The following is a 23,157-nucleotide window of genomic DNA, read 5'->3' as shown; positions in this document are numbered from 1 at the left end:
ACCCGCGCCTCTGAAAAAGAACGCGACGCTCTCCGCGCCACAACCTGTACCCCGTCGGCGCGTTGAGTTTCTGGAGCGCTCCCTCACGGCCCTCCACGACTCTCCCTCCACGCTCCCGCTCCCAAATGCACCAATACCTCGACTACCTCCAGGACATCCTCGACCATGGCACCCGGCACGCGGACCGCACCGGCACGGGCACGATCCGCGTGTTCGGGCGGCAGTTGCGGGTGGACCTGTCCGAGGGCTTTCCGCTGATCACCACGAAGCGCGTGTGGATGCGGGGCGTGACGGAGGAGTTGCTCTGGTTCCTGCGGGGGGAGACCAACATCCAGTCGCTCGTGCGGGCCGGCGTGTCGATCTGGACGGACTGGCCCCTTCAGCGGTACCGCGAGGAGACCGGCACCGACATCAGCCAGGAGGCCTTCGAAGAAAAGATTGCCACGGACGACGCATTTGCCGAGCGATGGGGGGACCTCGGGCCGGTCTACGGCAGGCAGTGGCGCGACTTTGAAGGGCCGGAACGCCGCGTGGATCAGATCGAGCGGCTGGTGGAGGGGCTCCGCGAGCAGCCCCACTCGCGCCGTCATCTCGTGAGCGCTTGGCACCCCGCCCAAATCGAGGACGCCGCGCTCCCGCCCTGTCATTACGCCTTCCAGTGCTTCGTGGACGGGGAGCCGGGCGACGGGCAGCTGTCGCTGATGTGGCAACAGCGCTCCGTCGACAGCTTTCTCGGCCTCCCCTTCAACATCGCCAGTTATGCCCTGCTCACCTGCCTGCTGGCCCAGCAGGCCGACCTCACGCCGCACGAACTGATCTTCAACGGGGGCGACTGTCACATCTACCTCAACCACATGGAGCAGGTGGAGGAGCAGCTCTCCCGTGAGCCGTACGACCGCCCGACGCTTCACCTCCACGAGCGCGACTCGATCTTCGACTACACCGCAGACGACGTCTCAGTTGAAGACTACGAACACCACCCGGCCCTCCAGGCCCCGATCGCGGTATGAGGCGTGTGCGACACGTCAAAAGGCGATCTGCATTCGCGTGAGGAGCAGCGTTTCCGCCTCGGGATCGGGGGAGGTCTCCGTTCCTTCGAACGTCGTCCGCTCGACTCCAAGCATGAAGCGCACCAGGGCATTGGGATACCAGCTCAGGGTGAGCCCCCAGGCGGTGGCCTGCGACGCCGCCGTAGGAGCCGCGAATCTGGAAAATGCCTCGTCGTCGAGGGTCGCTCCGTGGACCCGCGCCCCCAACTCAATCGCCCCTGCCGCGCGCTCGGCCCCGAACGGATCGCGCGGCGCCACGGCGCCCTCGCGGGCGTCCTCGCCCGTCAATACCGCGGCGGCGCTGGCCTGCCAGGCGCGGTGCGTGAGCGTCTCCGTTGCCGGTCCGCGTCGTACCGTTTCGGAGACCACCGTGTACTCCGCCAGCAGCTCCACCGGACCGGAATACATACGGGCCTGCGGCGCCACCCGCCACCGCTGCCCGTCGGCCCGGACCCCGTCCGCGTACCGGAAGAACGACTGCCGCCCCGTGGTGCTCACCCCCGTGAGGGCCGGCGTCGTCGCCGTGCCGGTGACTGCCCCCACCGTCCCGGCCACCCCAACGCCGAGCCCGTCAAGCACCCCGCCCGTCCCCGCAAATGGCGTCGCAAACAGCCGCCCGGCCCCCTCCTTCGCGTCGTCGACGTCGGCGCCCGGCTCCGACGCGCCCGGGGTCCCGTTGAAGAGCCCGACGGCGTACCGCAGCCGCTCCGCCCCCGCGGTCCCCGACAGCATCACGCCCACGTCGCGGCCCGGCACCAGGCCCGCCGGGAAGCCCCGCTCCACGTGCATGAGGCCGGTCGTGGACGACAGGGTCTCTAGCCCGACCGGCACCTTGAAGCGCCCCATGCGCAGCTGGAGGGCCGGTGCGAACCGCGCCTCCACGAAGGCATCGTCGATCTCGGGTCCCCCAATCCCAAAGTCGCTCCGGATACTGAACGCGAACCGCTCGTACACCCGCCCCTGAAGCCGCGGCCGGACGCGGCGGAGGAAGAAGCGCTCAGCCCCCGCCGGTCCCGTCGTGCCCGGGAAGAAGCGCGCGTCGGCGTAGAGATCGCCCCGCAGGCGGAGCACAAACGCCCCGTCGCCGGACACAACCCGAAACCCCTCCGCCCCGGCCTGCGCCTCTGCATCCGCCTCAGTGCTCGTCTGCGCCATCCCAACAGTGCCGCTTCCTGCAAGCCCCACCATGGCGAGTGTAAAGACGAACAGACGTGCTCGGACGGCGATCATGGGGAACGGAGAACCGGGCCCTTGGGCATCGACGGCAAGATTACGAAACTGTTAACTGAATGTATTGCCCAGGCCTGAAAATGTCATCCGGCTCTCAAGACCTCGCCCCCGCGCCCGCTCCTTGGGGAGGCCCCTCGTCATCAGAACGGGAGCGCCGTCTGCACGCGGTAGTAGACACGCACATCCTCGCGCGTCCCCAGGGCGGTCGTGGGCTGGGCAAGGCCGAGGGCGTGTCCGACCTTGAAGCCGCCCAGCCGGAGGGCATTTTTGAGTTCGAGCCCAGTCCCCATCTGCCGGACGCCCCCGCCCACGTCGCGACCGCTCCACACCATTCCCCCATCCACAAACGCCGAAAGCGTCGTGTGCCCAAGGCCAATAAGCCCGAGCACTTCGGTCCGCAGGCTGGAGGCGAGGGGCATCCGGTACTCGACGCGCCCGAAGGCCACGCGGTTGCCGAGGACGTACTGCCGGTGGCCGCGCACCCGCTCGGCGTCCCCCAGCGAAAGGGGCACGGCGCCCGGCAGCGGCAGGTCGATCGCGTCGTAGCGCGAGAGGCCGACGTAGTCTTGCGGAAACGAGGACCCGGTCTGGGCCTGCAGCCGTCCGTAGAGGTAGAGCTGATGGGTGCCCACACTGGGAAGAAGGTGGTAGCCCGCCACGTCGCCACGCAGGAACGAGGTGTCGCCGCCCAGCACCTCGGCCGCGCCGGTGGCTCGGAGCCGGAGGCCCCATCCGTCCACCGGATGCACGAGCGCGTGTCGGTATGGGGGGCGCTTGCGCCGCGTGAACTGGAGGCGGAGGCTCGCCTGCTGGCCGGCCTGGGGCGGTGAGAGAGGGCCGAGCGACGTGAAGTCGCCGCGGTCGAGCGGATCGAGGTCGGCGTAGCGCAGCCGGGCCGAGACGGTCGTGGACACGTACGGGCGCACCCGCCAGTCGAGGGGCCAGCGCGCTGCAAGGTCGCCGCCCGTCCGGTCCTCCACGAGCAGGTCACGCCCATAGATGCGCGCCGACGACGACGCACTGAACACTGCGAGTTCGATTGTGGGATCCAACTGCCGATTTAGGTACGACGCCACCACCTCGCTTTTCGTCCCGGGCTCGGTGAAGGAGAGGCGCCCCCCCGCGTTGAGCGTGTGCGTGCCCAGCGGCTCGGTCCAGGAGGTCACGCCAGCGAGACCGTAGTCGTCGGCCGACGGCGCGTAGTAGGGCAGCGCCAGCGAGGCCCGATGCGTGACGTTGTCGAGGGCGTCGTAGTCGCCCCGGGTCTCGATGAGCGAGGGGTCCGGCGCGATTCGCCGCGGGATGGTGCGGGGCGGCTCGGTCGTGGTCCAGGCCGCGTATGGCCCTGGCACGGAGGGCTCAACGGCCCGGGCCGTGCGGTCTGCAGGGATGCGAAAGGCGCCGTCGCGCGCCTTCGTGAGGGCCGTGGAGGTGACAAGGGCCTCGCCCGGCGTGGAATCGGTGGCATCCGTTTCGAAAGACGAGTCGGCCGGCACCCAGTCGTGGACGGTGGCGCCCCGGACGAGACGGGTGGCGCGGCGGTGCGTGTGGGTCGACAGGTCGTAGACGAAGGCATTGGGGACGCCGTCCCGGAGCGAGGTGTAGGCCAGCTGCGAGCCGTCGGGGCGCCACACGGGCCGCCGATCATCGGAGTCGGGATCAGTGAGAAGCGTCGAGGTCTCCGTGCCCAGATCATAGAGCACGAGCTGCCGGCCGCCCTTGGCGTCGACGCGGGCGAGCGCCAGGGTGTCCTGCGACGGATGCCACTGGAGGCCCGTGATCTGCAGGTCCCCTTCGTAGTCCGTCACCCGCATCGTCTCGCCCGTTTCCATTGTCATCAAGTGCACGTTGGCCGTGCCGTCCGCCGTCGCCACGAACGCGAGGCGCTCGCCGTCCGGCCCGTAGGTGGGCGCCGACGTGCGGCGGCCGTGGGTGAGGCGCCGCTCGTTGTCTCCGTCCGCACCAACCACGAACAGGTCGTCCACGAGCGACCCGTGGGCGGCCCGCGTCTGCCGGCTGAAGGCGATTCGCGTTCCGTCGGGGCTCCAGGCGACGGACGGCTCGATGGCCCCCTCCGCCACCACCGTAACCTTGCCCGACGAGCGGTCGATCACGTGCAGCCGACGCACCGGGCGCTCCGGCGACAACTGGGTCAGGGCGGCGATGCGCGACGTGTCGGGGCTGTACGCGAGGGCCTCCACGTACTGCCCCGGCACCGCGAGCGTGTCGGTACGCAGGGAGTCGAGCGTTTCGAGCTGGCCGGCGAGGGTGTTGTAGTACACGTTCATGTCGCGCCGCCACTGCTCGTAGAACGTCTCGTAGGACGACCCGACAGTTTCCCGAAATGCCGCCTCAAAGTCGTGCACCTCCGCGAGCCCGAACAGCACGTCTGTTTTGTGGTGGAGGAGGTCCGTGAGCGTCGAGTCGCCGTGCTGCTGGGCGAAGTAGCGCACCTGGCTGTGGCCGGAGGCGTACAGGAGCGTCCCGTTCCAGAGCGACCGGCCGTCCTCGTACGACAGGGCATCGTCGAGGACGGCGGCGCGGAGCCAGCGCTCACCCCGCTGAGCGTTCCACGTCTCGGCCTGGTACTGCGCAAGCCCTTCGGTCCAGACCCGGGGAAACGAACCGCCGAGGGCGAGGGCCCAGAGTCCCAGGTCCGTTCGGACGGCCTCGTAGTGAAAGAGGTGCGTCAGCTCGTGGGCCAGCACGAGGCGCAGCCACGAGGAGGGACCGGTGAAGGCGCGCGCCCAGTCGTTCGTCTTCACCCAGATGTCGGTATACCCGGTGCCGAAGGGCACCGCGAAGCCGTTGACGATGGCGTCCTGGTCGCTCAGGTAGACGCGGATCCGCTCGTCGAACGTCACGTCCAGGGTGGCCGAGAGCGTGTCGTATGTCGTCTCCGCAATCGGCGCGGCCGCGGCGGCGATGTCGTCGAGGCGGGCCGGGTGGACAATCTCGAAGTGCTCGGTCGTGGCCGTCCGCCAGTCGATCTCGGGGTGGTTGCGGCCGGTTACCGTGCTGAAGCTCTGCGCCTGCGCGGACAGCATCGGGACGCTGAGGAGCAGAAGGATGCAGAGGGCGACGCGGTGTGCCATCGCGGGGATGCGTCTGGGCGTGGGGGCAAGCAGGGCGCGGCGCGAAGGGTCGATTTCCGGGCCCCAATCAACCGCGGGCCGCGAGGGCAGTCCCTTCCTGAACCGCGGGCGGTTCGGGGGACGTCTGGACCGGAAGGACCGCGGTGGCCGCAACGGTGTCGGCGTCCGCATTGTCTACGGTTAGCGACGCCTCCGCCCCAAAGAGCAGCCGCAGCCGCTCGCGGGCGTTGTCCAGCCCCGTTCCGCCCTCCTCCGTATCGAGAGTTCCGGGATTGGTCACACGGATGCGGAGGGCTTCGTCTACCACCTCGGCCCGGATCGTGATGACGCCCCCCTCTCGGCAGCACGCCACCCCGTGTTTGATCCCATTCTCCACGAGCGTCTGCACCAGCATGAACGGGACCGGATACGAGCGTGCCTCCTCGTCCACCTCAATTCGATGCCGCAGCCGATCTTCGAAGCGCACCTTTTCGAGCTCCAGGTACGTACGCACGGTCGACAGTTCGTTTTCCAGCGACACGGTTTTCATGTCGTCGGCCTGGAGCGTGCTCCGCAACAGGCGGGCCAGGCGCGTCACCATGCGCTGGGCGCGGTCGGGGTCTTCGGCGATCAGGGCCCGCACGCTGTTGAGACTGTTGAAGAAGAAGTGGGGGTTGAGCTGCAGCTTGAGCGCCTTCAGGCGGGCCGTCTCGGCCTGCGCCTCCAACTTCCACTTGTCCACCTCCGCCTGCCGGTAGCTCCAGAAGTAGTGGACGCCGAAGTAGATGAGCGACCACAGCATCAGCAGGAACCACCCGTTCACGACGGAGGCCAGCAGCACCCCGGTCTCCGAGTCGATCTCTTTGTAGAGGTCTAGCTCCAGGACGTAGCGCCCCACGACGTCCATGGTGCCGTGCAGGATCAGCGCGATCACCAGGGTCGCCCCCACGACGCGCGGCGCCAACTGCTGCAGCGACATCTGCGTCCAGTCTCCCCGCCGAGCAACGTGACGATACAGGTGGGTGTACAGCACGCCGGCCACGACGAAGACGACGTAGGACGCGACCCGCTCCCAGGACACCGCCTGGAAGAACGAGGACAGGGTAAGCCGCAGCACCGCGTAGCCGGTCCATCCCCCGAGCTGACAAATCCAGTAGGCGTACGTCCGAGACATCGGCGGGCGGGCATCATCGGTCCGACTGAGGAACAGTATACACACACCGAACGGGCCGTCAGGTTCGGGCCTCTCCGGGCAACCGGGGGGCCGTCGCGTTCATGGGCCCCGAATCCCACGCCCGGCCCTGGTCGTACGAGCAGGCGTTCGTTGTTTGTCCCCGCCCACACCTTGGTTCGTGTCCGACCTCACATCCTGCTCCGCCTCGACGCTGGCCCGCCGCATCCGCGCCCGCGAAGTGTCCGCCGTCGAGGTGCTCACGGCTCATCTGGAGCGCATTGAGCGGTGGAATCCGGTCGTCAACGCTACGGTCACCCTCAATACAGAGCCGGCCCGGGCCCGGGCGGAGGCCGCCGACGCGGCCCTGGCCCGCGACGAGGTGTGGGGGCCGCTGCACGGCGTCCCCTTCACCGTCAAGGATCAGTTCTCGACGGCGGGGCTGCGCACCACGTACGCCCTGCCCCACTACGCCGACTTCGTGCCCGACGCGGACGCCCCGCAGGTGACCCGCCTGAAGGCGGCCGGGGGCATCCTGCTGGGCAAGACGAACCTCCCATTTGCGGCCTACGACTGGCAGTGCCAAAACCCGACGTTCGGGCGTGCGAACAACCCGTGGGCCCTGGATGCCACGCCGGGGGGCAGCTCCGGGGGCTCCGCGGCGGCCCTGGCGGCGGGCTTCACGCCGCTGGAGCTGGGGGCCGACGTGGGCGGCTCCCTCCGCGTGCCCGCCCACTTTTGCGGGGTCGCCAGCCTGCGTCCCACGGAAGACGGTCCCCTCCGCGGCATCCGCCCGCCCGCCCGCCCCGCCACGGTGCGCCACATCGCCGTGGCCGGCCCCATGGCCCGCACGGTCCGAGACCTGCAGCTGGAGTGGGCCGCCCTGTCGGGCTCGGCGGACACGGCTGAGGTGCCTGCGCCCGCCGCCGACACCCTACGCATCGCCGTCACGCCCGAGCTGGGCGGCGTACCGGTCGACACCAACACCCAGCGGGTGCTCCGCGACGCCATCGGCGCGTGGCGCGATGCGGGGTGCAGCGTGGCACGTCGCCCCGCCCCGTTCGACGTGGAGGACGCGTTCGACACCTGGGCCCGCATTCAAGGCTTCGAGCTGACGGCCGGCCTTCCCGCTCCCCTGCGGCACACGCCCTTCCGACAGCTGGTATGGCACGGCTACGTGCGGTCGCAGTACGGCAGCCTCGCCGGGCGCATGGCGAAAGGGGCCGGGCTCAGCCCACGGGCGTACTTCAATGTCCTCGATCGGAAAGCGACCCTCGCCGACACTGTCGACGCCTTCTTCGACGACTGGGACCTGTGGGTCACGCCCGTCGCGGCCCTCCCCGCCTTCACCCACCGCCGCACCGGGGCCGCCCTCGAGATTGAGGGCGTCTCGGTCCCCTACGCCCTCCCCATCGCACCCTACAACTGCCCGACGGCCGCGCCGGGCCACCCCATCCTCACGCTGCCCGCCGGCCGATCGTCGGACGGACGCCCCATCGGCCTTCAGGTGCACGCCCGGCGGGGAACGGACGCCAATCTACTTGCGGCAGGACGGCGCCTGGAAGCGGCGCTGGACCATGACCCGGAGCCTGCCTCCTTCGCCGAGACGTCCGGTTCCGAAGACGATGCATGAACGGTTCCCTCTTCGCCCCCCACTCTCTACTCTCGCCACCGATCTCATGCCCGAACTCGTCATCATCGCCGCCGTCGCCGAGGAGAACCGCGTCATCGGCAAAGACAAAGACCTCCCCTGGCACATCCCGGAGGACCTTCAGCGCTTTAAGCGACTCACCACCGGGCACCCCCTCTTGATGGGCCGACGCACGTTCGAGTCCATCGTGCACCAGTTTGGCGGCCCACTGCCCGATCGGAAAATGATGGTCCTCACCACGCAGGACGGCTACGAAGAGTACCCCGAGGTCGAAACCTACGGCTCCATCGACGCGGCCCTAGACGCCCTGCCCGACGACGACACCGTCTTCGTCGGCGGGGGCGAGTCCGTCTACGAACAGTTTCTCCCGCATGCCGACCGGATGGAACTGACCCTGGTCGAGGGAGAGTACGAGGGCGACACCTACTTTCCCCCCTTCGAGCCCCTCATCGGGGACGTATTTGAAGAAACCGCCGTCGACGCGCGGGACGGCTTTCGGTTTGTCACCTACGAGCGGACGGACGCGGACTGATCGACCGGCTCCCGCGCAAAAAAGGCCTCGATGCGGTCGTGCTGCCGCTTCGCGTCGTTGTAGCCGATCTCGAGAAGGCGGTCCAGGTAGTCGGGATGAAAGAGCAGCATGCTCCACCAGTCGGGCGGCGGGTCGGTGCGCCACTGCACCGTCGACAGAAGGCTGCCCATGACCCCGCCGAGGTCCATCCAGTAGTCGCCCGCCAGGGCCCCGAGGTCCACGGACGGCCGCAGGACGAGCAGGTCGATGGGCTGGAGCGGCTCGCGCTGCTCCGGGCGCAGCTGGCGGACAAGCCGGTTGATGCGACGCAGCACGGCGGCGTCGTGCTCCAGCACGTCGAGCAGGAGCACGTTGGAGAGGATGCCCATCATTTGGAAGGGCGACGGGTAGGCGGGCGCGCGGGCCGCCCGGTTCGCCTCGGCCTGGGACCGCTCGTAGCGCGTCGAGACGACGAAGAGACGATCGGCCCCCATGTGGATGGCGGGCGCGAGCGGGTCGAGCATGCGGAGGCCGCCGTCCCCGTACCAGGCATCGTCGAGGCGGACGGCCGGAAACACCATCGGCAGGGCCGTGGAAGCCATCACGTGGTCGAGGCTGAGGATCGCCCGGCGCCCGACCCGATTGGGACGGTCCCAGTTCTGCATCGAGCACCCTTGCACCCACGTCACGGTCTGGAGCGTGGCGTAGTTGGAGGTGGTAATGGCGAGCCCCTGCAGGCGGTCCGCCTCCAGGTTTTCGGCCACCCCCGTGAGCCGGCCCTTGGCGTCCGTGGGAAGCCGCCGGTCGAGGTAGGCACGGAGGGGGGCCGTGTCTAGGAGCGTCTGCTTCTCGCTTGGCGCCGTCCACAAGATCGACCGCGCAATCGTCCAAAGGGAGCGCGGCGCGAACACATCCTCCGCCGTCAGGTCTTCCCAGTAGCTCGTAAGCCGCGCCGTGCGGTCCTTCCACGGGCCGGGATCGGCCGCGAGGTGGGCTGCATTGATAGAGCCCGCCGACACCCCCGTCATGAACGGGACTGAGGCCGAGGGAAAGGCCTCCCCGACGTAGCACAGCACCCCGGTCTGGTAGGCCGCGCGGGCCCCGCCGCCGCCCAGCACGAGGGCCGCAGGGGCGTCCGCTGAGCCGCTGGCCTCCGAGTCCGCTGTGCCGTTGGACGACGTTCCGCTCATTGAGGGAGGGGCGTTTGGGGGGTGTGCTTTGGGGCACCAAGGCGTCGGCCGCGAGGCCCGCGACACCGCGTCCTCCCCGTCCGCCGCCTGTAAAGGTCAAGCGGTCAAGATGTGTGCCAGCGGTACTTTCGGAGGATCTCGGGGTCTCGTGTGCGCTTCATGACGGTCCCGCACTCCTCACAGTAGAAGACCACTTCTTTTACGGGTGCCGACACCCCAAGCATGAAGAAAAACCCGGCGCTCCATCCGTATTGCGGCTCTGCCGTCACCCGCGGATGCGAAAGGTCATATCCGCACGCGCAGGGCTCACTGTCCACCCGTTCGGCAAGGGCCTCTTTCGCACTGGTGACCGATGCCGACGCCACGGCCACCCCGCCTCCGTCTCCCGCGGGCTCAGGGGCAGGCGTCTGCTCAAAGTCGTCGTCGCGCCACCACAGCTCCGGAGGCTCGTCCTGCAGCTCCGGCTCTCGTTCAAAGACGTACCGGTCGGCCGCCCACTCGCCCGGCCCGAACACAAAAACGATCACAAGGAGGACGAAGACGAGGGCCGAAAACTCGAGGGACTGGTCGGCCGTCAGGAGGCCCTGCTCCAGGTGCACCAGGAAGACAGCCCCGGCAAGAATGGGGATCTGGACGAGCGCCGCGAGCCGGGTGAGGAGGCCTGCCGCCAACAGGAGCCCGCCCACCAGGTGCGCGAACGTGACGTAGTGGGTGAGCGCCGCCGAGGCCACCGAAAACTCGGACAGGTCCACGAGCGCCTCCACGCCCTGGCTTTCGTAGGCAAACAGCATGCCGCGGACGAACAGCCCGCCGCCAAGGTAGATGCGCACCAGGTCGAGGGCGACCGTCCGGTGCTCGTTGATCCAGTCGACGAGATCGCGATAGCGAGACATGGGAGGCGTAGGGCGTTCTGTGCGGAAGCGACAGCGACGCTTGGCTCAGGGAGCATTTGTAGCTCAACACCCGCAGCCGTTTCAATTTCTTTTTTCTTCACATGATATGGGACGGCGTCCAGTCGCCCGCGTTCCTCTTCTGCTGCGGTGGCCGTCCACTGACAAACAAATGACCGCGTCCGGCTTACAAAGAAGGCATCTAGTACTTCTTCCCCCGCTGCCTCACGTCCCATGGCTGACCTGCCCGCTTTGGCTGCCCTTCCTGATGACGCCCGGCTCTGGATCCACGCGGCGGCCTCGCCGCTCGGCGACGACCGCCAGGCGGCCCTGCTCGATCGGCTCTCGACATTCATGGAGGGGTGGCGCGCCCATGAGCGCTCCGTGGAGGGGGCCGCGACCATTCTCCACGATCGATTCCTCGTCGTCGCTGCCACACCGGTGGGTAGCGGGGACCTCTCCGGCTGCGGCATTGACGACCTGGCCCATGCGATTGACGACGCGGCGTCTGCCCTCGAGGTTGCCTGGGTGCCGTCCCTTCACGTCCTCTACCGCGACGGCGACGGACGCGTGGTGGCGACCTCTCGACGCGCCTTTCAGGAGCGCGCCACAGACGGCATCGTGACGGCCGACACGCCTGTGTTCGATCCAAGCCTCACGACCCTGGGCGCCCTCCGCGAGGGGGCGTTCGAGCGGCCCGCCCGCGAGTCGTGGCACGCTCAGCTGCTGAGCACGCCGGCCAAGGGGTAAGGTCCCTCGGGACTGGGGCTCCGGAATTACGCCTCCGCACCGCCGGCAGGCAACGCCCGCTCCGCGGTCGCTGCCGCATGCCCTTCCGTTCGTTCGTTTTTCCGATCCCCCCACCGCCTCATGGCCCTTTTCCGGACGCCCTGGGAGGCCCTGATCTCTTGGCTGGCGCGCATGGAGCCCTCCCGCCGCGAGGTCTTCTTGGCGGTCTTCGCCCTCCTGTCATTGTTTGCCGTCGGCACGACGGGCTACGTCGGGATCGAAGGATGGTCGGCGGCCGACGGGTTGTACATGACGTTCATCACCCTCTCGACAATCGGATTCCAGGAGGTCAACCCCCTGTCGGACGCAGGACGGTTTTTCACCTTCGGCCTGGGGGTCACCGGCATCGGGATTCTCAGCTTCGTTGCCGTTCGCTCCGCCCAACTTCTTCTCGTTAGCGATCGCCTCCGTGAACGCCGCATCATGAAACGAATCGACGAGCTTTCGGACCACTACATCGTCTGCGGATACGGGCGCGTGGGGGAGCGGCTCACCGAGGATCTCATCGAGGAGGGGAAGTCGGTGGTGGTCGTGGACATCGATGAAGAGATTAGCGCGTCGCTGTCGAAGAATGAACGCCTGCACGTGCAGGGCGACGCGGAGGACGAGGAGACCCTCCGCGCCGCGGGCATCGAGCGGGCGCGGGGACTGATCCTCGCCCTTCCCGACGACAGCAGCAACGTCTTCGTGGCCCTCACGGCCCGGGAGATGAACCCAAACCTCTTCGTCCTGGCTCGCACCATCGACCACGACAACCGGAGCAAGCTGCGCAACGCCGGGGCCGACAAGGTGATTGCCCCGAGCGAGGTGGGCGCCGACCGGATGGCCCAGGTTGTGCTGCGCCCCCACACCGACCACTTCCTGGAGCGCGTCCTCCACACCAGCGCGCTGAGCCGCCAGATCGACGAGGTGCAGGTGCACCAAAACGCCCCCCTCGCCGGCAAGACCCTGGCCGAGAGCAACTTCCGGCAAGAGTTTGAGGCGATCGTCATCGGCATCATCGACGCGGACACCGATGCAATGACGTTCAACCCTTCGCCCACCGAGCGGATCGACGCCGGGGACATCCTGATCGTGCTGGGGGAGACCGACGTCATCGATGCCCTCCGCAAACGCGTGTGCCTCCCGTAGCCGCCGGTCCGGGCTTCGAGAAACGGACCGACCCGGCACGGGTACATGATCTTCCCTCTCGAACAGCCCTCCACCGACGATGCGCACGCACAGGACGTTTCTCTGGGCCGCTCTCGGCGCGCTTCTGCTCGCGACGGGTGTGTCTTCGCCCGCCGCGGCGCAGGGGTACTTCGACCAGTACGCCATCGAGGACATCCTGGCCCGGCAGGCCGACAACCTCGACGACCTGCCCGAGGTGTACTACGAATACGCCGTGCTCGACGACCCGAGCGGCAATAGCGTGGTGGCCCGCAACCGATTCTACCAGCGCATTGGGAACGGGGACACCGAGACAGGCCGCAAACAGGCCCAGCTCGTCGAGCTGCTCAACCGACAAACGATCGAGAACACGCCTCTTGGCGACACGCTCGTCGTGCCCACCGAGTTTGGCCTCGACTTCCGGGCCTACTCACCCTTTCCCCGCTACTACCCGGAGGCCCACCGCTTCGAGAAGCTGTTCGTCATCCACAAGACGGTGCAGGCCTTCGCCGCGTACGAGTACGGCCGGCTCGCGCGCTGGGGCATCGTCAACACCGGCAACCCCGACTCCACGGCCACCCCGACGGGCCGGTTCAACTTCAACTGGAAGGAGAAGGAGCGCGTCTCGACAATGAGCCCGCCCGGGGAGGAATGGACCATGCGCTGGGTCTTCAATTTTCACGCGGCCCGTGGCATTCACATCCATCAGTACTCGATGCCCACGGGCGGCCCCACGAGCCACGGCTGCGTGCGCCTCGTCGACGCCGACGCCAAGTGGATCTACGACTGGGCCGAGCCCTGGCAAACGACCCAGGGACACATGGGCCCCTCGTCCGGGCGGGGGAAGCTCTTGGAGCCCGGCACCATGGTGCTCGTGGTGGGGGACGACCCCGAAGGAACGCCGCAGCCGTTCGACTACAAGGCCCGCTACCCGGTGTTGAAGCGTGTGGCGCTCCCGACGCGGCCCTACGACGTGTCGCCCGGCACCAATCAGCAAGAAATGTGGGACCGGCTCCGGGAACGGCGTGCCTCTCGCTGAGACAGGCCTCGCCTCGGAAGGTGCGGGTGGGAGCGAGGCGGGGACCCAGTGCAGCCTCAAGCAATCCTTTTTGCAATGCAGTCGTCTTGAGCGGAGCCCACCGGAGTCGAAAGATCCCTCCGAGTGCAACGTAAATGTCAGATTCGAAGAGATTCACTCTGAAAGCACTTCTTCACTGATGTTCAGGGCGCTTCGGTCGCTTGGCAGCTCCCTCAGAATGACGGGCCCTTCCGTGACCCAAGAGGAACCCCTTGAACGTGCACTAGGGCCGGCTTCGAAGCGCCGCCGCGCGTGACGGCAATTCTGCCGCGGCCGATGGCCGGGACCGGAACGACGAGTCGGCGCGGGGGCGATCTGCCGTCTGGCCCTTCGGCAGCGGGTCCAGGGCCGACTGCTCCCGAAAGATTCCGTCGTCCGCGATGGGCCGCATGATGCGCCCGAAGCGGGGAAGCCAGGCCTCATGGTCCCACGAGAAGTACGTAAGGACGGCCTTGCCCACGACGTGATCCTTGGGCACGAAGCCCCAGAACCGACTGTCCTGCGAGTTGTCCCGGTTGTCTCCCATCGCAAAGAAGTAGTCTTGCTGGAACGTGTACGTGGTCGTGCGCGCCCCGTCGATGGCAAAGGTGGAGTCCGTCATCTGCCGGGCGGCGCGGCCCTCGTATCGCGTAATGACAGGCCGGTAGAGGTCCCAGTTCTGGGCCGTTAGCGCCACAGTTTCTCCCTTCGCCGGAATGTGGACGGGCCCGTAGTTGTCCGGCGTGTATCCCTGTCCGGAGGGATACATAATCTCGCTGTACTCGTCGTCGGTTAGGATGTAAGGCGTGATGGAGCGCACCCACGACCGCTGGCTGATCTGCCGGGCCCCTGCGGGCGTCGCCAGCACGCGCACCGTCTCGGCCCGGTCGGTCCGTCGCACCTCACTGATGCCCATCTCTTCCATGCGGGCCCGGGGAATCTGGTAGCGCGCGTCGCTCTTGGTGACGGTCCAGTACTGCTGCATGCCGCGCCCCAGGGGCAGGGGCTCCTCGTCGACGTGCACGAGCTTGTCCTGCACCGACAGGGTGTCGCCGGGCATGCCGATGACGCGCTTTACATAGTGCACCTTGCGGTCGATCGGCCCCTCGTCGGGCGGATAGTTGAACACGATGGGATCCCCCCGCTCTACCTCGGAGAACCCGGGCAGGCGGTGGTACGGAAACGTGACGCCCGGAAGGTGGATGGACGTGAGCGGAATGCCGAGCGAGACGGGCGTTCGGGGGCCGTAGTGCAACTTCGACACGACGAGATAGTCTCCCACGAGCAGGTTCTCCTCCATCGAGGGCGTGGGGATGCGGAAGAGGTCGAACAGGAGCGACCGCACAATGAGGACGATGATGACGGCCACGACGAGGGACTCGCCCCATTGTCGAAGCTCACTCTTGCGCGGTTCGGCGTCCCGGCTCGGGTCGTCGGTCGACATGCTGGTGTCTGGATGGGCTAGGGTGAAGAATAGGGACCGCCCGCCGCTGCGTTATGGCATTGAGGAGGCGGGCGAGGCGGACGCCTCAGAGGTGCGGGCCGTGTCGAGGCGGGGGCGGCGCCCCGGCACGATGTCGCCCCGGGAGGTTGGGGCAAGGAAAAACGACCGGCCGTCAAATCCGGTGCGGTACCACCGCTCGCGGCGCTCGTCGTAGTAGTAGTCCACGTGCGGCGCCGATCTCTCGCGGCGGAGGGGCGCAAGCAGGGTGTCACGCAGGGCCCGCAGCTGCTCACGGTACGCCCGCTCCGCCGCCACGATGACCCCGCGCCCTTTGGGCCCCCGCCCGTCGGTGACCTGTACCGGGATGGAGTCGTTGACGACAAACCAGTACTCGAACTGGGCCCGCCCGGTCGGGGGGTCGTTCAGCGGAGCGTCGGCGAGTGTCTGGGTGGGGTCCCCAAACCGGGCCTGGAGGCGGGCCCGCAGGGTCGGGGTTCGGGTCGTGTCGAGGAAGGTGTGGTCGGCGGTCTCGCCGAGGAAGGCCCACTCGGTGTCCGCAAACCGCTCCCGGAACCAGTCTCGCTCCAGGTGCCTGACGGGGCGCACGTCGTGGAGGGGAAAGGTCGGGGCCTCGGCCGCAGGAGACGAGAACGCGGGATGGATGAGGCGAAGCGAATCGGTAGGGGTCGGGATCCGAGTGGGCGGGTGCGCAGGCCATCGCCCCTGCTGCCGCAAGTGCCGGCGCGCCAGGGCGCGGTACCGCTCCTCCTGGTAGCGCTCGACGAGACGCCCCTCCGCCCCGGTCGTCTGGGCGAAGGCCGGCCTCGCCCCCCCGCCCATCAGAAGCCCCCAACACGCCAGCCAGACGGCGCACGCGGCGCCGGAGAGCAGGCCATTTTGCAGGTGCCGTCCAGGCGGGTGTCTCATGCTCGGATCGTCGTGCCGGGGCGAAAAGAAGAGGGGCGCTCCGCTTCCCCAGAATGTCTCGGGGCATCGGTCGGCCGCCCCCCGCTCCAGAGAGCGCGTTCAGTCTTCGTCTACCGAGAGAATGGCGAGGAACGCTTCCTGCGGGACGTCGATCTCGCCCATCTGTTTCATGCGCTTCTTCCCCTCCTTCTGCTCCTCCAGCAGCTTTTTCTTGCGGCTGACGTCCCCGCCGTAGCACTTGGCCGTCACGTCCTTGCGCTGCGCCTTGATCGTCTCGCGGGCCACGATGCGGCGCCCAATCGACGCTTGAATGGGCACCTCGTAGAGTTGCCGGGGGATGACGTCCTTGAGCTTCTTGGCGAGCTTGCGCCCCACCTCGTGGGCCGAATCGCGGTGGACGATGGTGGAGAGGGGCTCGGCCGGCTTCTCGTCGATCAGGATCGTGAGCTTCACGAGGTCGCTCTCGCGGTACTCCAGCAGCTCGTAGTCGAACGAGGCATAGCCGCGGCTCGCGCTCTTGAGGTTGTCGTAGAAGTCGAAGACGATCTCGGCGAGGGGCAGCTCGTACTCCAGCTTCACCGTCTGCCCGTCGAGCCAGCGCTGGCTCCCGTACTCCCCCCGCCGCTTCTCACAAAGCTCGATGACGTTGCCGATATAGTCGCTCGGGGTGATGATGTCGGCCTTCACGTAGGGCTCGTAGACCGCCTCAATGTCGCCGTAGTGCGGCATGTCTTCGGGCTTGTCGACCGTCACGGTCTTGGGTTCCCCCTTCTCCTCGACCTCCACACGGTACTCCACGTTGGGCACGGTGGTGATGATGTCGAGGTCGAACTCGCGCTCCAGCCGCTCCTGGATAATTTCCATGTGGAGCAGGCCCAGGAAGCCCACCCGAAAGCCGTACCCGAGGGCCGAGGAGCTCTCGGCCTGATACGTGAGCGACGCGTCGTTCAGCTGCAGCTTCTCGAGCGCGCCCCGCAGCTCCTCGAAGTCGTCGGTCTCGGTGGGATAGATGCCGCTGAAGACCATGGGCTTCACCTCCTCGAAGCCCGGAATGGGCTCGTCGGCGGGGTCCTGAGCCTTCGTAATGGTGTCGCCGACGCGCGCGTCCTGGATGTCCTTGATCGACCCGATGATGTAGCCCACATCGCCGGCCGTGAACGCGTCGACCTTCTGCCGCCCCATCCGCAGGATGCCCAGCTCTTCGGCGTCGTACTGCTTCTTGTTGGACATAAACTCCATCGTGTCGCCCTCCTCCAGCGTGCCGTCGAAGACGCGGGCGTAGACGACGGAGCCGCGGTACGAGTCGTAGATGGAGTCGAAGATGAGGGCGCGCAGCGGCCCGTCGGGGTCGCCGGAGGGCGGCGGCACCCGGTCGATCATCAGGTCGAGCATCTCATCGACCCCCTCGCCCGTCTTGGCGCTGATCTGCAGGATGTCCTCGGCGGGCTCCCCGATCAGGTCCTCCAGCGCCTGCGCCACCTCGTCGGGCCGGGCCACCGGCAGGTCAATCTTGTTGATCACGGGAATGATCTCCAGGTCCTGCTCCAGGGCCAACCACAGGTTGGAGATGGTCTGCGCCTCGATGCCCTGCGCCGCGTCGACCAGCAGGATCGCCCCCTCGCAGGCCTTGAGCGCCCGGCTCACCTCGTAGGTGAAGTCGACGTGCCCGGGCGTGTCAATAAGGTTGAGCGTGTACTCCTGCCCGTCCGGGGCCGCGTGCGCCATCCGCACGGCGTGGCTCTTGATGGTGATCCCCCGCTCGCGCTCCAGGTCCATGTCGTCGAGCGTCTGCTCCTTCATCTCGCGCTCGGTGATGGTCCCGGTGCGTTCCAGGAGCCGATCGGCCAGGGTGCTTTTCCCGTGGTCGATGTGCGCGATGATGCAGAAGTTGCGGATCGTCGAAAGGTCAGGCATGAGGCGCAAAGGCCATCGAATGGATGTCCAGCGAAGGGCCGCGGGGCGACCGACCCGCTCGGGCGCCCCCCGAGCCGGGTCCTCAGTGTGCGGGGCATGTAACGGCCCATCCGTCTTCACGTTGCACGGCGCCGGCCGGAACGGGCCGGGCCGCGATTCCGCTCCGGTTGGCCGGCCCTACATGAACTCCCCCTCCACAGTCCAGAACTGTCCATTTGCCGACGCTTCCCCGTCGCGCGCCTCCCGGCCGTCGCGCCGCCGATACGGCACGGCCTCGGACAGAGCCGGGGGGACCGCCGGGGGCGTGCCCACGTCTCGTCCAAGGTCTGAGAAAACCGCCGCGGGACGCGGACGCGCCCGAGGCGTCGGGCCCCGCTCGCTCATCTTGGCCGCCCGGCGCTTCGCAATCCGGCGCTCGTGGAAGGACTGGTGAAAGATCATCACCCCAACGACGCCGAGGACAATCGACATGTCGGCCACGTTCCAGATGGGAAACAGCTCCAGGTATGCCCCCCCGAAGAACGGGATGCCCCGAGGGATGAAGCCCTGCCAGAGGCTCACGTGGATGAAGTCGACGACACGCCCGGCAAAGTACGGGCCGTAGTCGAGCAGCACGCCGTAGAAGACACGGTCGATGATGTTGCCCAGGGCCCCGCCCAGGATGAAGGCGAGGCTCCAGCGGTAGGGGCCGTAGTCGTTGCGGACCTGATAGATGTACGCCGCCACGAGCACCGTCGCCACGAGCGAGAGAATCGTCACGGTCCCGGTGGGCCCGATCGTAATGCCAAACGCCATGCCCGGGTTTTCGGTGAAGGTCAGCCGCAACCAGTCGCCGAGGAGCGGAATGGACTGCTCTCGGTACATGAGCTGGAGCACCGTCGCCTTGGCGGCTTGGTCGAGAAGCACGACGACCCCAGCAATCCAGAAGACGCGCATCGTTGTGGTCACACGGGAAAAGGAAAAGACAGACGGCCCTTCGCGGCGCTCTGACGCTAGGGGGTTGCGGCCGACTCTTCGGCGGTAAGCGCCTCCATGGCCTCCCGGTCCCACTCCATCACGATGGGCATGCGGCGGCCAATGCCGAAGGCCTTCTCGGTGACCCGGAGGCCGGGCGGGGCCTGGCGGCGCTTGTATTCGTTCTGGTCCACCTGCCGCAGCACGTCGCGCACGAGCCCTTCGTCGAGGCCGGTCTCCCCAACGATGGTGCTGAGCTCTTTCTTCTCCTCCACGTACCGCTTGAGGATGGCGTCGAGCGTCTCGTAGGGGGGCAGCGTGTCGGTGTCCTTCTGGTCCTCCTTTAGCTCCGCGGAGGGCGGCTTCTCGATCGTGTTCTGCGGGATCACGTCCGTCCCGGCCCGCTCGTTGATGTGGTGGGCCAGCTCGTAGACGCGCGTCTTGAGCACATCGCTGAGGACGGCCACGCCCCCGTTCGTGTCGCCGTAGAGCGTGACGTAGCCGATGGCCACCTCGCTCTTGTTGCCCGTCGACAGCAGCAGATGGCCGAATTTGTTGGAGAGGGCCATGAGCGTCACGCCCCGGGCCCGCGACTGGAGGTTCTCCTCGGCCACCCCGGGCTTGGTGCCCGCAAATTCGTCGGCCAGCATCTCGTCGAAGGCGTCGATCGCCGGTTCGATGGAGATCTCTTTGAACGCGATGCCTAGGTTCTTGGCGAGCACCTCCGAGTCCGTCACGGATCCTTCCGACGAGACGTGCGAGGGCATGGTGACGCCCACTACGCGCTCGGGGCCGAGCGCTTCGGTCGCCAGGGCACAGGTGACTGCCGAGTCGATCCCGCCCGACAGGCCCAGGAGGGCCTTGTCGAAGATGCCGGTCTTCTCGTAGTAGTCGCGAATGCCGAGGACGAGGGCGTCGTGCAGGTCCGCAACCTTGTCACGGTCGGGCGTGCAGGCCGTCGGAGACGTCTCTGTGTCCCAGAAGAGCAGGTCCTCTTCGAAGGAGGCCGCGCACTTCACCTGGGTGCCATCGGCCGTATGGACGCGGCTGTCGCCGTCGTATACGATTTCGGTGTTGGCGCCCACCTGATTGCACAGCAGGAACGGGCGCCCGTGGCGGCGGCAGATGTGCTCGACGAGCTTGGTGCGCACCTCGTGCTTCCCGATCGAGAAGGGCGAGGCGCTGATGTTGACAAAGAGGTCCGGGTCGAGGGCCGCCAGCTCGGACACCGGATCGCACTCGTACCGCTCGCTCTGGTCGACCCCCTCGGGCTGGTGCACGTTCCACATGTCCTCGCAGACGTGGAGCCCGATGCGCACCCCGCGCCATTCGAGGAGCCGCCGCTCCTCGGCGGGCTCAAAGTGGCGGTCTTCGTTGAAGATGTCGTAGGTCGGCAGGAGGGTTTTGTAGACGCGGTCTTGTACGGCCCCGTTCTCCAAAAGCAATGCGGCATTGTGGAGGGGCTTGCCGAACCGGTCGCCGCTGGGCACCGGCGCCCCGATGATGACGCCCAGGTGCGGGGGCAGGGCACGGGCCAGGTGATTGACCGTGCGCTGGACGGCGTCCTTAAAAAACGGATTTTCGAGCAGGTCTTCGGGAGGATACCCCGTCACACAGAGCTCGGGAAAGACGACGAGGTCGGCCCCCCGATCGTCCGCCCGCCGGGCGTAGTCGAGGATTTTCGCACGGTTCCCCTCCAGGTCCCCAATGGTGGGGTTGATCTGGGCCAAAGCAATGTTCATGGGCGCAAGCGGCGGTGTGCCAGAAGAGTCTACAGAAGAATACACACGCCTGGTGCTGACGGTGCGTTCCGGCCCCCGGGCCCATCACGATCTCGTTTCTTCCTGCACGTCTGCAAGCAGCGACTCGTCAATGGCCGGGGCGTCCGGCGGGGCGTGAAGCACGGACACGTCGCCCGTCGACTCCATCACGACGGCCCGCACCTGCTCCAGCCGCGTCACGTTCGCCTCGCGGAGCTTGGCCCGCAGGTCGGCTCGGTCACGTTGGCGCGGCGAAGGTTGTCGTCCAGGACCTCGGGACCATCCATAAGGAGAAGCGGCGCGTTGCCGACGAGGGCCGTGACGCCGGGGATGCGCTTGCGCAGATTCCCCACCACGAACTGGAGGCCGATGAGCAGCCCGTACAGGGCCACCGCCGAGCACACGATCATGAGCGGGACGTCGCCCTCTGCTATGATCCATGCCCAGTCGACAATCGGCCCCGGGGCTCCCCCCAATCTCGTGATTGTAAACGTGTCGACGTGGGACCGGGGACGTTATACTACACTGCCTCTCCCGCCTCCACGTCCTCCAGTTGCGTGCCCTTCAGCCCCATCGCGTCGTACGTCGCGCCCTCGAAGGCCGCCATCGTGGACTGCACCTCGTCCATGATCTGCTCCGGCCCCTTCGCGTAGTCCATCTTGGCGCCGTAGCGCTGGGCAATCTCGGGCAGCATTTCCCAACTGGGCTTGCAGTTGATGCGGTTCTCGTCGTTGTGCCAGCGGTCGAACGGCGTGCCGTGCTCGTCCTCGCGGTTGGTGCCCATCTCCATCATGAGCGTGCGGTTGACGCCCTGGATCTCCTTGGCGGGGCGCACGCGCTGGGCGCGGCCGTCCTGGTTGACGTAGGTGCCCACCGTCTCCACCACCATCGCGGCGGGGAGGGCGGCGGTGGCGCGCGGCAGCGTCTCGTTGGTGGTGTTGTAGTAGTGCAGCACCACGTCCACGTCGTCGAGGGCCTCGGCGCCGCAGAGCCCCGACCCCACCGGGTCGTCCTCCAGCACGTAGATCAGGTCGTACTCGCCGGACTCGATGCGGGAGCCGACCAGCTCCTCGTCGATCGGGGCGATGCCGAGGCGCTCGCAGCCCTCGGCGTTGGGCGTCTTGTCGTCGGTGATGAGCCAGTCGTCGCCCGCGCCCGGCTCGAGGTGCGGGAGGTAGCGCGGGGCGTCGGCCCCCACCGCGTCGGCGAGCTGCGTGAGCAGGTAGTTGTCCTCGACGGTCGCGTGGGCGGAGCCGAGGAAGAGGATGCGCTCCGGGTCGGTGCCGCCGAGGAGGGAGGCGGCCTGTGCGTAGGCCTGCTCCCAGCGCCCGCCCCTGAGGGTCCCCTCCGAGCGGATGTGGGGGCCGTCGGGGCGGTTGTCGTTGAACCGGTTGTAGACAAGCCGGTCCTCGTCGGGGAGCCAGTGCTCGTTGACCGCCATGTTCTGCCGTGGCGTGATGCGGAGCACCTGGTTGTCGCGCACCCAGTAGTGGCAGTTCGAGCCCGTCGCGTTGGTCGTCGTGATCGAGGGCGTCGAGCTCATCTCCCAGATGCGCGCCTTGAAGCGGAAGTCCGTGGCCGTCAGCGCGCCGACCGGGCAGATGTCGATCGTGTTCATCGAGTAGGGGTCGTCGAAGTCCTCGCCCGGCGCGGTCATCGGGTAGTTCTCGACGCCCCGGTTCGTGATCGTGAGCTGGCCGCTGCCGGACACCTCGTCGGTAAAGCGGGTGCAGCGCGTGCAGTTGATGCAGCGCTCGGCGTCGAGCGTCACGCGGGGGCCCAGCTTCACGCGCTTCGGCTTGTGCACCTTGCGGAACTCGAAGCGGGAGCCCTCGGGCCCGTACTTGTAGGCCTGGATCTGGAGGGGGCAGTGGCCGGCCTGGTCGCAGATCGGGCAGTCGAGCGGGTGGTTGGCCAGCAGAAACTCCAGGTTGTCGGTCTGGGCGTCGCGCACCTCCTCGCTGGAGCGGTGGGTCTGGACGACCATCCCGTCCCGCAGGTCGATCGTGCAGCTGGCCTGCAGGCCCGGCATGTACTGCACCTCCGGCTCCCCGTCGTCGTTGAGGACCGCCTCGCCGGTCTCGCGGTCCGTCTTCGGCATGCCCACCTTCACGAGGCACTGCCGGCAGTTGGCCGGGATGGACATGGCGGGGTGGTAGCAGAAGTGGGGCAGCTCGATGCCCTGGTTCAGACAGAACTGCAGAAGCTTCTGCTCCCCATCATACTCGTAAGTCGTTCCGTCGACGGTGACGATTGGCATGTCGGCGTTCAGCGTTAGGCGGTTGAGGGGTGCGCGTTCAGCGTTGGGGGTTACTTGCTCTCGGACGTCTCTTCCTTCTCGAACACATCAAGATAGATCTCAGCAAGGGGAAGTTCAGCCTCGACAGACGGCAGCGT

19 protein-coding genes are annotated in these 23,157 nt (G+C 67.5%); 6 read left to right on the top strand and 13 right to left on the bottom strand.

Features of this window, described 5'->3' with window-relative positions:
* The first annotated feature begins 125 nt into the window (after positions 1 to 125).
* Positions 126 to 1,010, top strand: a complete 885-nt coding sequence (locus V5A20_RS06155) for a thymidylate synthase (protein ID WP_332326922.1) — start codon at positions 126 to 128, stop codon at positions 1,008 to 1,010.
* 15 nt (positions 1,011 to 1,025) lie between these two features.
* Here the strand turns inward: V5A20_RS06155 and V5A20_RS06150 are convergent, their stop codons facing one another.
* The 3 genes from V5A20_RS06150 to V5A20_RS06140 all read right to left on the bottom strand — a co-directional run bounded on the left by V5A20_RS06150 (position 1,026) and on the right by V5A20_RS06140 (position 6,527).
* Positions 1,026 to 2,279 carry an OprO/OprP family phosphate-selective porin gene (locus tag V5A20_RS06150; RefSeq protein WP_332326921.1) on the bottom strand — a complete coding sequence of 418 codons (1,254 nt, stop codon included), beginning with the start codon at positions 2,277 to 2,279 and terminating at the stop codon, positions 1,026 to 1,028.
* A 140-nt stretch (positions 2,280 to 2,419) separates the two neighbouring features.
* Positions 2,420 to 5,374, bottom strand: a complete 2,955-nt coding sequence (locus tag V5A20_RS06145; RefSeq protein WP_332326920.1) for a hypothetical protein — start codon at positions 5,372 to 5,374, stop codon at positions 2,420 to 2,422.
* 67 nt (positions 5,375 to 5,441) lie between these two features.
* Positions 5,442 to 6,527, bottom strand: coding sequence for a sensor histidine kinase (locus tag V5A20_RS06140; RefSeq protein ID WP_332315089.1), 1,086 nt, complete (start codon positions 6,525 to 6,527; stop codon positions 5,442 to 5,444).
* A 178-nt stretch (positions 6,528 to 6,705) separates the two neighbouring features.
* Between V5A20_RS06140 and V5A20_RS06135 the strand changes: the two genes are divergently transcribed.
* Positions 6,706 to 8,157, top strand: coding sequence for an amidase (locus V5A20_RS06135; protein WP_332326919.1), 1,452 nt, complete (start codon positions 6,706 to 6,708; stop codon positions 8,155 to 8,157).
* Between the two features lie 46 nt (positions 8,158 to 8,203).
* Positions 8,204 to 8,707, top strand: coding sequence for a dihydrofolate reductase (locus V5A20_RS06130; protein ID WP_332326918.1), 504 nt, complete (start codon positions 8,204 to 8,206; stop codon positions 8,705 to 8,707).
* Here the strand turns inward: V5A20_RS06130 and V5A20_RS06125 are convergent.
* On the bottom strand, positions 8,683 to 9,876 hold the full coding sequence (locus V5A20_RS06125) for a patatin-like phospholipase family protein (RefSeq protein WP_332315092.1): 1,194 nt from the start codon (positions 9,874 to 9,876) through the stop codon (positions 8,683 to 8,685). The genes V5A20_RS06130 and V5A20_RS06125 overlap by 25 nt on opposite strands.
* A 104-nt stretch (positions 9,877 to 9,980) precedes the next feature.
* Positions 9,981 to 10,769, bottom strand: a complete 789-nt coding sequence (locus V5A20_RS06120) for a DoxX family membrane protein (RefSeq protein WP_332315093.1) — start codon at positions 10,767 to 10,769, stop codon at positions 9,981 to 9,983.
* 231 nt (positions 10,770 to 11,000) lie between these two features.
* Here V5A20_RS06120 and V5A20_RS06115 point away from each other — a divergent pair, with 231 nt between their 5' ends.
* The 3 genes from V5A20_RS06115 to V5A20_RS06105 all read left to right on the top strand — a co-directional run bounded on the left by V5A20_RS06115 (position 11,001) and on the right by V5A20_RS06105 (position 13,743).
* Complete coding sequence (locus V5A20_RS06115; RefSeq protein ID WP_332326917.1) at positions 11,001 to 11,516, top strand: hypothetical protein; 516 nt, start codon at positions 11,001 to 11,003, stop codon at positions 11,514 to 11,516.
* A 120-nt stretch (positions 11,517 to 11,636) separates the two neighbouring features.
* Complete coding sequence (locus V5A20_RS06110; protein WP_332315095.1) at positions 11,637 to 12,686, top strand: potassium channel family protein; 1,050 nt, start codon at positions 11,637 to 11,639, stop codon at positions 12,684 to 12,686.
* Positions 12,687 to 12,765: 79 nt separating this feature from the next.
* The gene (locus V5A20_RS06105) at positions 12,766 to 13,743 is read left to right on the top strand and encodes a L,D-transpeptidase (RefSeq protein ID WP_332315096.1); all 978 of its coding nucleotides are present in this window, start codon (positions 12,766 to 12,768) and stop codon (positions 13,741 to 13,743) included.
* A 262-nt stretch (positions 13,744 to 14,005) separates the two neighbouring features.
* Here V5A20_RS06105 and lepB read toward each other — a convergent pair whose 3' ends face one another.
* The 8 genes from lepB to V5A20_RS06065 form a co-directional block, all read right to left on the bottom strand.
* Positions 14,006 to 15,205 carry a signal peptidase I gene (gene lepB, locus V5A20_RS06100; protein ID WP_332326916.1) on the bottom strand — a complete coding sequence of 400 codons (1,200 nt, stop codon included), beginning with the start codon at positions 15,203 to 15,205 and terminating at the stop codon, positions 14,006 to 14,008.
* A 51-nt stretch (positions 15,206 to 15,256) separates the two neighbouring features.
* A complete protein-coding gene (locus V5A20_RS06095) occupies positions 15,257 to 16,132 on the bottom strand; it encodes a hypothetical protein (protein ID WP_332315098.1) in 876 nt (291 codons plus the stop codon).
* A gap of 99 nt (positions 16,133 to 16,231) precedes the next feature.
* Positions 16,232 to 18,046 carry a translation elongation factor 4 gene (gene lepA / locus V5A20_RS06090; RefSeq protein ID WP_332326915.1) on the bottom strand — a complete coding sequence of 605 codons (1,815 nt, stop codon included), beginning with the start codon at positions 18,044 to 18,046 and terminating at the stop codon, positions 16,232 to 16,234.
* Positions 18,047 to 18,223: 177 nt separating this feature from the next.
* Positions 18,224 to 18,982, bottom strand: a complete 759-nt coding sequence (locus V5A20_RS06085) for a signal peptidase II (RefSeq protein WP_332326914.1) — start codon at positions 18,980 to 18,982, stop codon at positions 18,224 to 18,226.
* Between the two features lie 56 nt (positions 18,983 to 19,038).
* Positions 19,039 to 20,742, bottom strand: a complete 1,704-nt coding sequence (locus tag V5A20_RS06080; RefSeq protein WP_332315101.1) for an NAD+ synthase — start codon at positions 20,740 to 20,742, stop codon at positions 19,039 to 19,041.
* Positions 20,743 to 20,826: 84 nt separating this feature from the next.
* Positions 20,827 to 20,961: a hypothetical protein gene (locus tag V5A20_RS06075; RefSeq protein ID WP_332315102.1), complete on the bottom strand. Its 135-nt coding sequence runs from the start codon at positions 20,959 to 20,961 to the stop codon at positions 20,827 to 20,829.
* Entirely contained in the window at positions 20,958 to 21,170 is a 213-nt protein-coding gene (locus V5A20_RS06070; protein WP_332315103.1) for a hypothetical protein, read from the bottom strand. The genes V5A20_RS06075 and V5A20_RS06070 overlap by 4 nt, the downstream gene beginning before the upstream one ends.
* 110 nt (positions 21,171 to 21,280) lie before the next feature.
* Positions 21,281 to 23,020, bottom strand: coding sequence for a 2Fe-2S iron-sulfur cluster-binding protein (locus V5A20_RS06065; RefSeq protein ID WP_332326913.1), 1,740 nt, complete (start codon positions 23,018 to 23,020; stop codon positions 21,281 to 21,283).
* Positions 23,021 to 23,157: the final 137 nt, after the last annotated feature.

The organism is Salinibacter sp. (genome assembly GCF_036626415.1).
Taxonomy (GTDB): Bacteria; Bacteroidota; Rhodothermia; order Rhodothermales; family Salinibacteraceae; genus Salinibacter.
The sequence above is the reverse complement of the archived record's forward strand: the minus strand, read 5'-3'. Positions and strand labels throughout refer to the sequence as shown.